A 14,449-nucleotide genomic window follows, 5' to 3' on the forward strand; every position below is an offset into this window, starting at 1 on the left:
CGCCAAACAGCTGTAGAGCGTCATAGACGCCGGCCAATATTTCCCTGAAATACCACAAGATATCTGTCAAATTCAGTGGCGCTCGCGTTACTGGGACGACCGAACTCATTCACTCGGCCGGCTTGATCCGCACCGTCCCGCCGACGTCGAGGTCGGCCAGCGGACTCACGTCTGTGATCCGGGCCAGGGCCGCTACAGGGCTGGCCGCCCGCGGCGTCTCGTCGGTGCTCGCCGGGGTCGGCCCCCAGAGCAGCGCCAGCGCCTCCCCGGTCGCCCAGTAAGCAAGCGTGCCGACGGGTACTTCCTCGCTCGTCGTTTCGGGCTCGCCGTCCAGACTCGCGTCGAAGTACAGTTCGTCACCCCACCGGGTCGCCTGTCCCTCGACGGGCAATGCGTCGGCAAGAGCATCTCGGAGGGCAGAGTTGTCGTCGAGCTATTCGGCGTCGAGTATCCGGCCGTCGACGGTGACTTGTAGGGCAGTCATGGTCGTCAGTTCGACCGCCCCCTCTTTGACAGTATGGTTACAGCCGTTCGAGAAGCAGTTCCCGCAACTCCGCGACGTTCTCGGCGACGACATCCGGGATCGATCGGTCGATGTCGCTGTGCACGCCCGTGAATCCGATGGTGAACGCGCCGGCGGCTTTCGCGGCCGTCGCGCCGTTCGTCGAGTCCTCGATCGCGACGCAGTCGGCTGGATCCTCGCCGGCCAGCCGCGCGGCCCGCTCGTAGACGTCAGCTGCGGGCTTCCCACGTTCGACGTCTGCCGCGCTGACGATCGCGTCGAAATCGTCTTCCAACTCGAAGCGCTCGAGAACGACGTCGATCCAGTGGTGTGGTGAGGACGTCACCAGCGAGACGCTGTGGCCGTCCGCGCGAGCGTCCCGGAGCAGTTCCGGGACCCCCTCGACGACTTCGGCTTCCTCGCCGTATATCTGCCGGCCGGCGGCCTCGAACAGTTCGAGGAACGCCTCGCGAGAGATCGCCGCGCCGTAGTTGTCATCGAGGTAGTCGTATATCTCCCGATAGTACATCCCCGTCGTCTCTTCGGGCGGCACCGTCTCGTCTGGCACGACTTCGGGGTAGATGTCTTCGCTCTCGTGGCGCTTCCAGTGGGCCTCGGAGCTGACGATCACGCCGTCCATGTCACAGAGGACTGCAGTCATACCCGATGGTTCGTTAGCGTGGACAAAGCCATGGCGATTTAGCCTCTGGAAAGATTACCCGCTGTGCGGCCCCGGTCGCCAGAGTCGGCCGCCTGTGCCCACGCCTCGACGCCCTCGGGGCAAACGCCGACTGGATCGCCAAGCGTGAGTTACAGTGACGCATCACGTCGGTCTCGCGTAACGCTAGGGAGCGACGGGGACTGGGCTGGGCCGGCAGCGTGACACGCCGTTATCGAATCGAGGGCTAGCACGTCTCCAGTCGCGACACCGGTTATGCTAGACGCAGGATGTCGACATCGATTCCCACCGGACCGGGTCACAGAGACCGACCATGCCATTCGGGGATACCGGAGAGAGCAGCCAGCGAGCGTATGCGCGATGGCGTCCACGTCGTCGCCGGGAGTATCCCACCTTCGACGGATCGCCGATGCGTGAACACGAACAGCGTGGGCAGGTCCTAGTCATGGCCAAGCGCGATAAAATAAGATGTGGACTAGGCGGATTTCGCGAGGGTGTCACGCGTAGCGTGTCGAAACAGATGCCAGAAACGTTGCAAGGTGGACAACGGATGCTCGACCGGGTGGCTACTCGCCGTACGTGTGGAAGTCGACCGCCTGTTCGAGCAGCTGGTCGGGAATCCCCGGGACCTCCTCGTCCCGGACTGGACCCTGTGACTCGGGCACGTCCGGATCGCGGGGGAAATCGCGAAGCGCGAAGTGGATGTCGATGCCGGCCTTCGCGCCTGCACCCAGCGCGATCGGCAACTGGTTGTGCCCCGGCGTCAGATCGCCGACGGCGTATATCCTCTCGACGCTCGTCCGGCCGTGATCGCCGACCTCGACGGTTCCGTCTTCATTGATCTCACAGCCTAACTCCCGGGCGAGACCGTTGTTGTACTCCGCGCCGTACATCGCGAAGCCACCCTTGTACTCGCGCGTCTCGCCAGTATCGAACTCCAGCGCTTTCAGCCACCCGTCCTCACCGTTCTGGACGCCACTCACGTCCGCCTCGATCACGTCAATCGGATGGTTCGCGAGGGTTTCCGCGGTCTCGTCGCTCCACTCCGTGTCGACTCCGCGGGTCAGCAGGTCCACCTCGTCGGTAAAGTTGAGCATGATCCCCGCGACGTGGGCCGCGCTCTCTCCATGGCCCATGACGTAGACCGGCTCGTCGACGAACATGTGGGCGTCACAGTGCAGACAGTAGTGAAGCCCGCGACCGGTCCGGGGCAGCGGGGGATCGGGCCGGACGTCGTTAAACCCCGTCGCGAGGACGACCGCGTCCGCGGCGAACTCGTGAGAGTTGCCTACGAGGGTGATTCCGTCACCGTTTCGCGAACAGGACGTCACTCGATCGCGATAGAAATCACAGCCGTAGGCTTCCAGTTGCTCGCGGCCCGTGCCGAGGAGATCCATCCCACTGTCGCTTTCCGGGATGCCGATGAGGTTGTGGACCTCTTGGATCATCGCCGCCCGGCCGCCGCCGACATCGACGATGGCGGTCCGGTGGCCGAGTCTGGTGGTGTACAGTGCGGCCGACTGTCCGGCGGGGCCGCCGCCGACCACGATCACGTCGTACTCGCTCGGGTCGTCAGTCTCGCTCATGGCTATCGATGACAGCGCGTGCCATCAAATAGCTAGGTACTGCGACAACCGGGTTACGGCATCCTCACCGGCTTACGCGCTGTCTACCGGGCGTTGATTGGGCCGGATCTAGAAGGAGTCAGCATGAGTCAGCAGATCGTCCCCGACGAGGCCTTCGACTTCGAGTTACCGAACGTCGGCGTCGGACCCGATCCGTTATCGCTGTCGGCCGTGATCGGCGCCTCGGACTTCGCCGTCCTGCTCTTCCTGCGGGACTATCACTGCCCGAAGTGCAAGGCCCAGGTCGGCGAGATCAGCGAGCACGCCCGCCAGTTCAACGAGATGAAGACCGCTGTCCTGCCGATCCTGCCCGAACCCCGAGACAAGGCGGCCAGATGGCGCGAAAAGGTCGTCTCGGAGTTCCCGTTCCCGCTGCTGGCAGACGCCGAGAAGACGGTCGCCGAGCAGTACGACCAGCCGACGCGGTACGGACCGGTCGGGCAGCTCTCGGACCTGCTCGGGCGACTCCCCCAGAGTGTCGTGCTGGACACGCGCGGCGACGATGTCGACATGGTCTTCGAACACGCCGGAGACTCGATCGACGACCGCCCGACGCCAACGGAACTGATTGACACCGTCGAGGATGTCCAGGAGTCGTTCGTCTTCGACTGTTCGCTCGTGGAGTGTTAGGGGCGGAGAGGCAACGACGCTACGCGTCCAGCGCGTCCTGAAACGCGTACTCGACGGCCTTGTTCAGCGTCGGGTGGGCGTGGATCGTGTCGGTCACGTCCGTCACCGTCCCAGACCCTGCACGCATCGCCACCAGCACCTCGTGAATCATCGTCGAGGCCCCCTCGCCAAGCATGTGACACCCCAGAATTTCCCCGTCGGGGGCCGCGAGCACCTTCACGAATCCCCCGTCCAATTTCTTCGCCCGGCCCATCGGCGTCTCCGGGAGTGATTGCCGGCCAACGACGTACTCCCGATCGTCGGCCCGGAGTTCGTCCTCGGTTGCGCCGACGCCCGCGATCTGTGGCTCGGTGAAGATCGCGTGGGGAATCGCCGAGAGATCGATCGCCCGACGCTCGTCGTGGACGATATTGTCGATCGCAATTCGGGTCTCGTAGTCGCCCGAGTGCTTGAACATCGCGTTGCCGGCGATGTCGCCCTGCGCCCAGACGCCCTCGGCACTGGTCTGGAGCCGCTCGTCTGTCAGAATGAATTCACTTTCGTCGGTCTCGATCCCGGCCGCGGCGACGTCAAGCGTGTCCGTGTTCGGGCGGCGACCCGCTGCGAGGAGGAGTTTTTCGCCTTCGACGGTAATCGTCTCGCCGTCCTCGCCTTCGGCCTGCACCCGAACGGTCCCGTTGACCGACTCGACGCCGGTCGCCCGGTAGCCCGTGTGGACGCCGTGGCGCTCCCGAGCGATCTCGGTGAACGTCTCGGCCACCTCGGAATCCTCCCGGCCGAGCAGCGTCTCGCCCGTTTCGATGATCCGAACTGGCGTTCCGAGCGTCTCGAAGAAGTAGCCCAGCTCGACGGCGATGTATCCGCCGCCGACAACCACCAGGCTCTCCGGTTGCTCGTCGAGGTACAGGGCCTCGCGGCTGCTGAGGAAATCGACCTCGTCCAGGCCGTCGATCGGCGGCACGACGGGGCGACCCCCGGCGGCGACGAGGACTTTCTCGCCACGGACGCACTCGCCGCCGACGGCGACGGTCCGCTCGTCGACGAAGACAGCCTCGTCGTTGTAGAGGGTAAGGTGCTCCTTCTCGCGATAGGCCTCTTCCATGCCCGCCGCGAGTCCCGACAGCGTTTCGTCCATATCGGCGACGATGGACTCGAAGTCGATCTCGTCAAGGGACGCATCGAGGAAGAACCGGTCGGCTTCGCGGACCTGCTGGGCAGCACTCGCGGCCTGGATGAGCATCTTCGAGGGATTACAGCCTCGATTCAGGCAGGTGCCACCCAGCGGTCCCTTCTCGATCAGAGCGGTCTCCAAACCGGCCTCGGCAGCGGCCGCGGCGACGTTATTCCCGGTGCCGCCGCCGATCACCAGTACGTCGTACTCGTCCATCACTCGGCCCCCGACGGCCCGAACTCGGCATCCCACTGCAGGAGTTCCGCGACCGCCGGCTCCAGGGCCGCACCCCGCTGGGTCAGCGAGTACTCGACGCGGACGGGTTGATCGCTGACGATCTCGCGGGCGACCAAGCCGTGGTCCTCCAGCGACGAGAGGCTCTCGGAGAGCATCTTCGAGGAAACGCCCGCGAGGGCACCTTTGAGCGCGCTGAAGCCCATCGGCCCCTCCTCTATGAGGTGGTAGACGATCCGGAGGTGCCACTTCCGGCCGGTGACGGCCTGGATCGCGTCGAACGATTCGCTCGGGTCGACGAACCGCGGCCGCGTCGTCGCCCCGGGATCGCGAACGGTCGTCTGCATGTCGGAACTCATGGTCTACCGGATACAGTGAGCGCAACCCCCCTTAAGCTCGCCCGGACGGGGAACGGTGACCCGGATCGGCGAAACAGTTAAATATGAGTTTCCGTCGTCTGTTTGTCGTCGGAAGACGATCCCTTTCAGAACGTGATGATCTCGTAGTCGTCGGCGACCAGCGACCGGATGCTCGGGTGGCCGTCGTGGTCGTCGAGGGTGACGACGCCAGCGAAATGACGGCCCCAACACAAAAGACAGGTGCTACCGAATATCACCGCATGTCTGAACCGTTCGATGACGTCGTCGAGCACGTGAAGGCCCACGCGGACGAGGCGTTGCAGGCCATCGTGGTCTACGACGAGACGCGCCATCGCGACGTCTATCGCCGCGAGGACGTCGACGCCCTCCACGACTCGGCGCTGGAGGCGGAGGTCCTGGCGGACATCCGTGCGGACCGAAGACGCCGGGAGAGCCCGGCGGCCAGCGAGTACGAGGGCGAACATCGGGCGAGCGCTCACGTCTTCGACGAGCGAGTGATCTTGCACCTGCCGCGCGACATGGACTCGGGCACGATCCTCATCCTCGATACGGCCGCCGCTCGCAACCTTTCCGAGTTCGTTGCGGACATTCGCGATGACATCTACGGCGAGTAAACTACCCTACCCTACTTCGCTCGGGGTCAAAGGACCCACTCGCTCGTTGAGGGTTCCGTCAGACGAGGTCTGACGACGTGCAGGCTGTGAGCCTGCACTAGGGCTTTCGCGTGGACTCCCGTTCTATGCCTCGGATGAGGCAGGAGGGTTGTACTCCCCGCTTACGTTCAGCGTCCCGCGATTCAAGCGCACGTCTACGGGTGCGCCTCCGTCGTCTGCGTTTTGCCGACGCCGGAGATACTGCAAACCGATGTTCTTGGAAGCGTTGTAGTCGGCATGGTTCTGGTATCCGCACTTCTGACACTCGAAGTCCTCGCCGTGGCGGTTGTCGTCGTGGGTAAATCCGCAGGTCGAACATCGCTTTGAGGTGTTCCGTGGGTCCACCTGGACGGCTTCGACGCCGTGTTCTTCGGCTTTGTATTCGACGTACTCGTAGAGGCGACGGAACGCCCACAGATGATGCCACGACGCTTCTGGGACGTTCTCACGAATATCGGTCAGGTCCTCGAACACGATATGCGAACAGTCGTGTTCAACGGCTTCAGTCACGATCTCGTTGGCGACACGATGCAGGAATATCTCGAAGCGTCCGTCCGCTTTACGCTCAATACCTGCTATCGCGGCGTGTGCCGCCCGTGTTCCGCACTGCTGGAGGTCGCCACGCCGTTTTTCGTACTCTCGCTTCCAGTGGTTGAACTCGTCTGCAGACCAGAACCGTCCGGTCGAAGCGACCACGAGTTGATTCACACCGATGTCCACACCGAGGACTGTTCTGTGCCCGGTCGTGGTGTCAGTGTCGTCGTCCTCTTTGAGCATCGACGCATGGAGAAACCAGTCGCCATCACGCCGGTGCAGCGTCGCCCGCCGAAACTCGTAGTCCTCGTCTGTGATGTACTTCGTCGGCGGGTTCTCCGAGTCATCGGGGAGAATGTAGTCACACTCGATACGCCCGTCCACAGTTGATAACGAAACATAGTCGCGGTGGAACGTGGCGCTTCGCTTGTCGTAGATAGCGGTGTCAGCCGTGAACGTCGGACGAGACGTCTCTTTGTCGTTCTTGAGGCGTTCGACGCCGCTTTTGACGGCTTCGACGGCTTGACGAATCCCCTTCTGAACGAGATTCGCGGTCAACTCGGTTTCCTCGCGTAGTTGGTCGTACAGGCCACATTCGGCCTTGGCTTTCGAGGTGACGTGGTAGCCGTCGTCGTCACCAGAAACGCCGCGCGTTTCTGGTTGGCAACCAGATTCCTCCGGAATCTGGTGACGCCCGTGCCAGCACCATTCGCTCGCGGTGTTGGCGCAGTATTTGAATTGCTCGACAGTCTCTCGAAGGTGTTCACCCGCGCCTTCGGGCGTGTCGAGCTTGATAACGGCGGTACGACGGTACTCCACTTTTTTCACATATATACGTGTATTTACTTAATAATTGGGAGTTAGCAGGCAATAGTCTGGTGGCTGGTCAGTACTGAGTCGGCTTCTGCTCACGGCTTCGCCGTTCGCACGGCCCGAGGGATCTCCGATCCCTCGCTGTCCTCTCCACCCTACTCACTTGTGCTTCCGACGTATCGGAATACCGACACTCCTTGAGGGTGGGGCCTCCGCCTCGAATTAGGTGAAGACGACTGGAAATGGCGTAGTCACATCCTACCTGAATCCGCCATCGTGGCGGAGTTTTTCGTCATGATGAGCCCACTCGCGAGCATGAGCGCCGCGAGGGTGACCATTCCGGCGTCCCAGCCCATCCCGGCGGTCATCGCACTCCCGCCCATGCCGGTGTCCATCCCCATGCCCATTCCGTTGCCGTCGTCCAGCATGTCGGTCGCCAGCAGCGCCTGGTTAGCGAGCATGACGACCGAATAGCCGATCATCAGCGGGCCACTCGCTTGACCCAGGCGGTCGGCAGACGGCGTGAGCAGGACGGCCCCGTGAACGATGACGACGACGCCCAGGCCGAGCATGAGCCACCCGCTGGTCACCATCTCGCTTCCCCCAGTCGCGCTCCACACCGAGTACGTCCCGGACGCGAACGCGATCGCCGCGCCGTACAGCCGCGTGTTCGACACCATGCCCGAGTGGACGCCCAGACTCCCTAAAGAGGTACGCGAACTGTCAACGGGGTTTCCTCGGGGTAACGCCGGAGCCTATGGGGCGGCCGGTTCAAGCGAAGTCGATGACGACCAACCGCTCCTACGACCTCCTGAACGTTATCGACACGATTCACCCGTTCCCCACCTTTTGCGAGGCCTTCAAGCGGGCCTGTCAGGCGTTCCGCCGGGATGTCTCGACGATGAGTTGCTGCGTGGAGTGACTCAGCGGAGTCGAATCGGAGACGAGCACTGTCCACTCTTCGCCAGGGGGTAGTTACGGGATGGTAGCCGTCTTACCTGGCCGTAAGAGAGATTGATATTGCTAGATGGCCCTGTTTGACACATGACACAGGAGCACCGCGGCGACGGCTGGACAGCAACGGTCGAGGATGGCGCGATAATCTTCGAGTTCCTGCCGGGCATGGAACTGGAAGCGTTCGGCGAGGAAGCCTACGAGACATACGAGAGATTTCTCGACCGGGGCGACGTCGAGAGCCTGGTGACGGTGGTCAAACTCGACGATCCATTTACCGAGGACGTCTTTGCCGTCTGGGAACGGACGGCCGAGCGGGCCACCGAAGCGGGCCTCCAGCGATGGGCCGTCGTCGCCGACGGTATCAAGGCCATCTCGTTACGCGGCAAGATCGACACTGGCGGGCTGGAGACCGAAACGTTCGAGGACCGAACCGAGGCGGTCGAGTGGGCGACAGACACCTGAACTGGTGTCGATCACGGCGCTCGCGAGCCAGGCCCACCTGCGTCGCGTGACGGGTGCGTAGCAGGCGAGTCCCTTTCGTCCGGGTGAGTATCGTTTATGATCCCGCGTCAAAACTATGAGGTATGTTATCGGCGTTCACGCCCGAGTTGATCGTCGCCTTGACCGTCGTCATCATCGTCGCCGGGGCGGTCAACGGCCTCGCCGGGTTCGGGTTTGCCCTCGTGGGAACGATGGCCCTGGCGACTGTCGTCGATCCGACAACCGCGGTCGTATTCATGATCGCGCCGATCCTGGGCGTGAATCTCTCGCTGCTTCGTGACCTCTCGATCGCGGACCTGCAGACGTGCGGTCGGCGGTTCACGCCGTTGATCCTGGCAGCGCTCGTGGGCACGGTCGCCGGGCTGGTCGTTCTGGAACGCGTGCCACAGGGGCCACTCAAAGTCGGCCTGGGCGTCCTCTCGCTTGGCTTCGTTGCGGTTTCCCAGCACGTGATCGAGATTCCGGGCCTCGACCGCGCCAAAGAGGGCTGTTTCGTCGAATCGACGCGGGGGATGGTCGCCGTAGGAGCCGTCTCGGGACTCCTCTTCGGCGGGACGAACGTCGGCGTCCAGTTGGTCGCGTATCTGCGCAGCTGTGACCTCTCTCATGGCGTGTTCGTCGGCGTCGTCGCACTGGTCTTTCTGGGACTCAACGGCGTCCGTATCGGGGCCGCGGGCGCGCTCGGCCTGTACCCCAGCTTTGGGCTCGCGCTCGCTTCGGCTGTCGCCGTGGTTCCGGCCATCGCCGGCGTGGCTCTCGGCAAGCGATTGCGGGCTGTCGTCGACGAACGCGGCCGGCGGGTGGTCGTCCTGGGATTGCTGATCGTGATCGGCGTTCGACTGGTCCTCGGCGGATTCGGGATCGCGTGAAGGAGTTCTTGAAGACAGCGAGATGGTGATAGCTATTCGGTGTTGACCCACGGTGCGAAAGGCGATTAGTGTCCGTATTGCTCTCCAGGGAACCGCTCGAGAGAGCACTGTGAAGCAACCCCAATCAATCATCTTGTTTTATGGATGTGAGTGATCAGCAAACGGTTCGAATGGGTGTTTGACAAAGAAAACAGCCTGAAAGCCCCGGCTCGGTCGCGTGTCGTCACTCCGTTCCTCCCGCTCACTCGAATCGTTGCCTCTCTTCGGTCGGCAACGCGGGTCCCGATCGCTGAGCGACATCTCGTCGTTCGCTGCTCGCGGCTGTGCCGCTCGCTCTTTCCGTGGCCTCCCTCTGGTCGGCCACGTACCGCTCACTCGAGAGGGGTCACTCAGGCGACTCCGTTTCACCGCGACCGAGCGGCCCCTTTCGATCCCACCCGTTTCGGCTGGTCACCCAGGTTACGCGGGCGGAGATGAAAGGGGCGGCCGTCTCCGCGAACCCGGCCGAGGCAAGCACTGGACCGAGCGAAGCGAGGGAAGCGCGCAGCGAGGCCTGGGAGCGGAGACGGCCGGGGCTTTCTGGCTGTCTTCGGTACGCCTTGAATATGCAGCAGTTACGTATACCACTCAAATTCGCAAATCAGGTGCTCAGTGTGAGGCAGCGACCCACCTGGGTGCGCTGGGCTGATAACCTTCCTCGGTCAGTCTGATTGAGCCAGTGCACGATTCGGGTGTGTGTCCGTCAGCGAGTGGACTGCTTCCCGTGGTATGGGGTAGATCCCCCAGAAGGCATCGACAATATCCCGGCGACTGCAGCACCGACCACGCTGGCGGCGTGCATAGTGCCGGCTTTCTTTTTGCTGGCTCCCGGAGAGTGGGTATGGCACCCACCCACGTCCTCGTCCCGCTCGATGGCTCGCCGCTCGCGAGCAAGTCACTCCGACACGCACTGGAAAACTACGACTGTGAGATCACGGTGCTCAACGTCCTCACGCCGATCGGGAATGAGATGAGCGAGGGCGGGGTTCGAGAGCACACGGACGAGCGCGTCGCCGACGCTGAGGCCAGGGCCGAGGAGTTGATTGGGGAGGCCAGCGAGGCGGTTGGAGCGGATGGACAGCGTATCGAGACGGTGATTGAGACCGGCGACCCAGCCGAGGCCATCGTCTCGTTTGTCGAGGAGACCGACGTGGATCACGTGGTTATGGGCGGCCACGGCGGCGACGATATCGGCCTGGTCTCGCGGTTACTCGGGACCGTGGCGACGACAGTCGTCAGCGAAGCGCCGGTAACAGTGACCGTCGTCCGGTGACGGCGAGACGGCCGTCAGGACTCCGTTGTTCGATCGCCAGCGACCTGTTCCCAGAAGACGGCGTCCAATCGTTCGTCGTGGTCGGCGTCGAGGTACTCGGCCTTCGTGAGGTTGGCCTCCTCTAAGAGCGCGGCGGCTTCGCCCGCCCAGACGTAGAAGCCGATCAACGATTCCCGGCGCATCTCCTCTAAATCGACGGAGTGAAACACCGAGACGGTCCCGCCGCCCTCGCGGTTGAGCTGGGATTTCTCCAGGAGGCCCAGGTCGACGAGTTCGGTGAGATAGCTCCGGATCGTGCTCTCGTCGTACTCGAGTTCGGCGGCCACCTCTCCCGGCGAGAGCGGCCCCTCCCCGATGACACACAGGCAGATGTCCAGTCCGGCCTTTGGCAATCCAAACGCATCGAGCAACACCTCCCGGAGCGCTGGGGGTTCGACGTCCATCTTCGCCTCGTCAACGCGCTCCATGGCCTCGCCGTGGCAGGTCATGCCGCCCTCGCAGTCCTGCATCGAGAGGACGACGTTCTGGCAGTCGGTACACTGGTAGATCGCGTAGGGCCGATCGGAAAGATCGCCATCGGACGGCGTCTCGGCACGGAATTCGCGTTCGTCTCCCTCACTCATCAGTATGTGAATGCGTGTCGCGTGGGTTCCCCAAAGGGGTTTCGGGCAGCCGCTACTCGTAATCGACATCGACGATCAGCGGGCCACACTCGACGTCGAGGTCGAGGAACTCACGCCCGGTCACCGTCGGTCGAAATCCACCCTCCATCGGTGCGAGTAACTCACAATCGACCAGTCGCTCCAGTCGGTCGGCGATCGCCGCCTCCTCGCGATCGAGTCGGTCAGTGAGCGCAGTTGCGGTCACGACGCGCCCAGTATCGTCGCGGAACGCGACGGCGGCGGCGAGCACCGGGCAATTGGGATCGTCCATGCTATGTAGTGTATTCTCGCTCGATCAGACCAGTCCGGCACCGAGAACGGCCCCGAGGACGGCCCCGTAGACCAGGTGGAAGAACAGGAACAGGCCGACATCCGTCGGTTCCGGGTCCAGCGCAAGGACGACGTTCATCCAGAAGCCGGCGGCCCCAATGAACAGGACGAACCCGTAGGCCAGTCCCGCACCGAGCGCGGTCACCAGTGTGACATCGCCGAACCCGAGGGTCGGAAGGACGGCCGCGAGCACGACACCGCCGCCAGTTCCGTAGAGCATGTGGAGGACCATCCCCTGGGGGACGTAGGCGTCGGGTTCGTCGTCGCCGACGTATTTGGCCCAGAACAGCGCCGTGGGCGGTGGCGAGTCGTCTCCGAGCGCCATCATGAAGACGGTCATGACGACCGTCGCGAGCAGCCCGCCGACCAGTCCGCCGAGGAGTGTGAGTTCGACCATGGGTGTAGGGTGTGCTCGGTCACCCGATTCACGTGCTGAGAGGAAACGTTCCACTACAAAACCGGTTTCTGAGGTGGCGGAAACGGGATCACGGTCGGGTAATCGGCATCCGCCGGGGCGTGTGGTCGTACTATCGGGAGTTTACACGAAGGATTGTTTGGGCTGAAAAGTTGGAAATATTCTGATACTGTTAGCTTTTGGCGCGCAAGATACAGAGGATGTATTCAGCACGACGGGTTCCTTTTATTCATACTGAGGATGTTGAACCAGCCACTCGGTACAGGATGCTTACCAAACGTCACTGGTCTCCGATGAAGTCCGAGACAACGTTGACGATAATCCACACTGGAAGGAGGTACATTAGCAAAATTGCGACGATCCCAATTGCATCTAATACTTGACTGTCGGAGGTTCCGGAAGCTGTCTGAATGAAAATCAAAACCACGAACCAGAGCGTGAGAGTTTGGACCAATTCAGTTCTATCCATCGCATCTGAGGGGTGAGATTGTGGGCGCAAGTACTTTCTGATCAATGGACTCCCTGTATTGAACGTCCCTCTCGACTATCCCAGCAGGTTACGTCAGTGTGAGCGATACTTTTCTATTGGTGGTGCCTCAGACCACCCGTGACCCGACTCGACATGCTCGACCGCGAGGAGATTCCGGAGGCCTACCAGCACCTCTTCACCGAGGACTATCTCGGCGACCGGCACATCTTCCGCGTGTGGGCGCACAACCCCGAAGTGCTCGAAGCCACACTGGAGTACCTGAACACGCTGTACGATCAGCTGACCCCACGGCTGAAAGAGCTCGTCATCCTCACCGTCGCCCGAACCCATCGGGCGCGCTACGAGTGGCATCAACACGTCGATATCGCCCGGACTCGGGGCGTCGAAGCCAGTGAGATGCGGGCCATCGGCGGTGACGACTTCTCCGGCTTCGACGACGAGGAGTACGTCCTCCTGCAGTACGCCCGCGCGGTGGCGAGCGGTGACGTGACCGACCAGATCCACGACGCGCTGGCGGCCGTCTACGATCCCGGCGAAATCGTCGCCGTTGGCCTCATCGTGGACTTCTACGTCGGCCTGTGTAACTACGTCGCGTCGGTCGATCTGCCCTTCGAGGGTGGCGAGTTCGTCGGCTGGACGCCGAGCGACGACCGGATCGCCGAGTTCTTCGAATAGATGGAGGTGCCAGTGGAGCCGAACCGATTCGTCGCGCTGGGCACAGTCGCGTCTACGGCAATGGTCGCTATTTCTGGCCAACTCCCGTCGATCGCGGCGTTTCCGACCGACCAGTTTCTCGCCCACTGGTGGGTGTTCCCGGCCTCGATCGTCTTCTCGATGGTCGCGCTGGCTGCGGGCGTTTCGGGCGCACTCTTTTTCAGCCCCTTCTTCATGCTGGCTGTGGGGCTCGCACCCGCCCAGGCGATCGGAGCCGGCCTCCTGACGGAGGTCTTCGGGATGGGAAATGGCCTCCGGTCGTACGTCAAACAGGGCGTCGTGGACTTCCGGACGGCGAAGTGGTTGCTCGCGGGCGCGGTCCCGGCCGTCGTCGTCGGCGCACTGCTCGCCCATCAGGTCGATCCGACGCTGCTCAAACTCGTCTTCGGCGCGGGACTGATCGGCCTCGGGGCGTTCCTCGTCTACTACGACCCGCCTGACGAGTGCGAACCCGGCGAGTGCGAAAACGAGTTCCTCGAAGCGAAGAACTCCGGCCGTGGCACGACGACGATCGAGGCCGCCGACGGCGAGACGTTCACCTACGACACCTGCTGGCGGCCGCCGGGGCTCAGTCTCTCGACGGTCGGCGGTTTCATCACCGGCCTCATCAGCGCCGGCCTGCCTGAGATCGTCACCACACAGTTGATCGTCCGGTGTCGGCTGCCCCCGCGGGTCGCCGTCGCGACGAGCGTGTTCACGCTGGGCATCGCCGCCGGTGCGGGCGCGCTGGTACATGCGCTGTCGGCTTCGCCGGTGTGGTACGTCGTCGCCTGGTCGATCCCCGGCGTGCTGGTCGGGGGAACGATCGGAACCCGCGTAGCCAAGCACGTCCCGAGCGATCTGATGGAGATCGGCCTCGGGATCGTCTTCGGGCTCGTCGGCGCGCTCGTGCTGGGCGTCGAGCTGGTGGCGTGATCCGGTGACCAGCTCTGCCCTTACTTCGACGTGAGCTAGCATTATCCGTGCGGGCAGCGAAGA

General features: G+C 63.1%; 17 protein-coding genes and 2 pseudogenes. 8 read left to right on the top strand and 11 right to left on the bottom strand.

Annotated features, from left to right (window positions below; genetic code table 11):
* Positions 1 to 109: 109 nt before the first annotated feature.
* From HZR20_RS04000 to HZR20_RS04010, 3 genes and pseudogenes are all read right to left on the bottom strand, one after another.
* Positions 110 to 421, bottom strand: a pseudogene (locus HZR20_RS04000) (cyclophilin-like family protein); the annotation flags it as partial.
* Between the two features lie 100 nt (positions 422 to 521).
* Positions 522 to 1,163 carry an HAD family hydrolase gene (locus tag HZR20_RS04005; protein ID WP_181685299.1) on the bottom strand — a complete coding sequence of 214 codons (642 nt, stop codon included), beginning with the start codon at positions 1,161 to 1,163 and terminating at the stop codon, positions 522 to 524.
* A 584-nt stretch (positions 1,164 to 1,747) separates the two neighbouring features.
* Complete coding sequence (locus HZR20_RS04010) at positions 1,748 to 2,767, bottom strand: NAD(P)/FAD-dependent oxidoreductase (RefSeq protein ID WP_181685300.1); 1,020 nt, start codon at positions 2,765 to 2,767, stop codon at positions 1,748 to 1,750.
* 123 nt (positions 2,768 to 2,890) lie between these two features.
* On the opposite strand from HZR20_RS04010, the gene HZR20_RS04015 reads away from it, so the two are divergent.
* Positions 2,891 to 3,436, top strand: coding sequence for a redoxin domain-containing protein (locus HZR20_RS04015; RefSeq protein ID WP_181685301.1), 546 nt, complete (start codon positions 2,891 to 2,893; stop codon positions 3,434 to 3,436).
* Between the two features lie 19 nt (positions 3,437 to 3,455).
* On the opposite strand, the gene HZR20_RS04020 is transcribed toward HZR20_RS04015, so the two are convergent.
* The 3 genes and pseudogenes from HZR20_RS04020 to HZR20_RS14855 form a co-directional block, all read right to left on the bottom strand.
* Entirely contained in the window at positions 3,456 to 4,823 is a 1,368-nt protein-coding gene (locus HZR20_RS04020) for a dihydrolipoyl dehydrogenase (protein ID WP_181685302.1), read from the bottom strand.
* Positions 4,823 to 5,200, bottom strand: a complete 378-nt coding sequence (locus HZR20_RS04025) for a winged helix-turn-helix transcriptional regulator (protein ID WP_181685303.1) — start codon at positions 5,198 to 5,200, stop codon at positions 4,823 to 4,825. Before HZR20_RS04025 ends, HZR20_RS04020 begins: the two co-directional genes overlap by 1 nt.
* A gap of 125 nt (positions 5,201 to 5,325) precedes the next feature.
* A pseudogene (locus tag HZR20_RS14855) lies at positions 5,326 to 5,412 on the bottom strand (DsrE family protein); the annotation flags it as partial.
* 48 nt (positions 5,413 to 5,460) lie between these two features.
* Here HZR20_RS14855 and HZR20_RS04030 point away from each other — a divergent pair.
* Complete coding sequence (locus HZR20_RS04030; protein WP_181685409.1) at positions 5,461 to 5,835, top strand: hypothetical protein; 375 nt, start codon at positions 5,461 to 5,463, stop codon at positions 5,833 to 5,835.
* 123 nt (positions 5,836 to 5,958) lie between these two features.
* On the opposite strand, the gene HZR20_RS04035 is transcribed toward HZR20_RS04030, so the two are convergent.
* On the bottom strand, positions 5,959 to 7,227 hold the full coding sequence (locus HZR20_RS04035; RefSeq protein ID WP_181685304.1) for an RNA-guided endonuclease InsQ/TnpB family protein: 1,269 nt from the start codon (positions 7,225 to 7,227) through the stop codon (positions 5,959 to 5,961).
* Positions 7,228 to 7,472: 245 nt separating this feature from the next.
* Complete coding sequence (locus tag HZR20_RS04040; protein WP_181685305.1) at positions 7,473 to 7,901, bottom strand: hypothetical protein; 429 nt, start codon at positions 7,899 to 7,901, stop codon at positions 7,473 to 7,475.
* Between the two features lie 104 nt (positions 7,902 to 8,005).
* Here HZR20_RS04040 and HZR20_RS04045 point away from each other — a divergent pair, with 104 nt between their 5' ends.
* From HZR20_RS04045 to HZR20_RS04060, 4 genes are all read left to right on the top strand, one after another.
* Complete coding sequence (locus HZR20_RS04045; RefSeq protein ID WP_181685414.1) at positions 8,006 to 8,143, top strand: hypothetical protein; 138 nt, start codon at positions 8,006 to 8,008, stop codon at positions 8,141 to 8,143.
* A gap of 122 nt (positions 8,144 to 8,265) precedes the next feature.
* Positions 8,266 to 8,640 carry a hypothetical protein gene (locus tag HZR20_RS04050; RefSeq protein ID WP_181685306.1) on the top strand — a complete coding sequence of 125 codons (375 nt, stop codon included), beginning with the start codon at positions 8,266 to 8,268 and terminating at the stop codon, positions 8,638 to 8,640.
* 122 nt (positions 8,641 to 8,762) lie between these two features.
* Positions 8,763 to 9,548, top strand: coding sequence for a sulfite exporter TauE/SafE family protein (locus tag HZR20_RS04055; RefSeq protein WP_181685307.1), 786 nt, complete (start codon positions 8,763 to 8,765; stop codon positions 9,546 to 9,548).
* A gap of 880 nt (positions 9,549 to 10,428) precedes the next feature.
* Positions 10,429 to 10,860, top strand: a complete 432-nt coding sequence (locus tag HZR20_RS04060; protein WP_181685308.1) for a universal stress protein — start codon at positions 10,429 to 10,431, stop codon at positions 10,858 to 10,860.
* Positions 10,861 to 10,874: 14 nt separating this feature from the next.
* Here the strand turns inward: HZR20_RS04060 and HZR20_RS04065 are convergent, their stop codons facing one another.
* The 3 genes from HZR20_RS04065 to HZR20_RS04075 are packed head-to-tail and all read right to left on the bottom strand — an operon-like array spanning position 10,875 to position 12,249.
* The gene (locus tag HZR20_RS04065) at positions 10,875 to 11,483 is read right to left on the bottom strand and encodes a helix-turn-helix domain-containing protein (protein ID WP_181685309.1); all 609 of its coding nucleotides are present in this window, start codon (positions 11,481 to 11,483) and stop codon (positions 10,875 to 10,877) included.
* Positions 11,484 to 11,535: 52 nt separating this feature from the next.
* Positions 11,536 to 11,793 (bottom strand): hypothetical protein, encoded by a 258-nt coding sequence (locus HZR20_RS04070; RefSeq protein ID WP_181685310.1) that lies wholly within the window; start codon positions 11,791 to 11,793, stop codon positions 11,536 to 11,538.
* Positions 11,794 to 11,817: 24 nt separating this feature from the next.
* Entirely contained in the window at positions 11,818 to 12,249 is a 432-nt protein-coding gene (locus HZR20_RS04075) for a hypothetical protein (RefSeq protein ID WP_181685311.1), read from the bottom strand.
* 625 nt (positions 12,250 to 12,874) lie between these two features.
* On the opposite strand from HZR20_RS04075, the gene HZR20_RS04080 reads away from it, so the two are divergent.
* Both HZR20_RS04080 and HZR20_RS04085 read left to right on the top strand, forming a co-directional pair.
* Complete coding sequence (locus HZR20_RS04080) at positions 12,875 to 13,432, top strand: carboxymuconolactone decarboxylase family protein (RefSeq protein WP_181685312.1); 558 nt, start codon at positions 12,875 to 12,877, stop codon at positions 13,430 to 13,432.
* Positions 13,433 to 14,386 carry a sulfite exporter TauE/SafE family protein gene (locus HZR20_RS04085; RefSeq protein WP_181685313.1) on the top strand — a complete coding sequence of 318 codons (954 nt, stop codon included), beginning with the start codon at positions 13,433 to 13,435 and terminating at the stop codon, positions 14,384 to 14,386.
* Positions 14,387 to 14,449 lie beyond the last annotated feature (63 nt).

The organism is Halorhabdus salina (assembly GCF_013839425.1).
GTDB lineage: Archaea > Halobacteriota > Halobacteria > Halobacteriales > Haloarculaceae > Halorhabdus > Halorhabdus salina.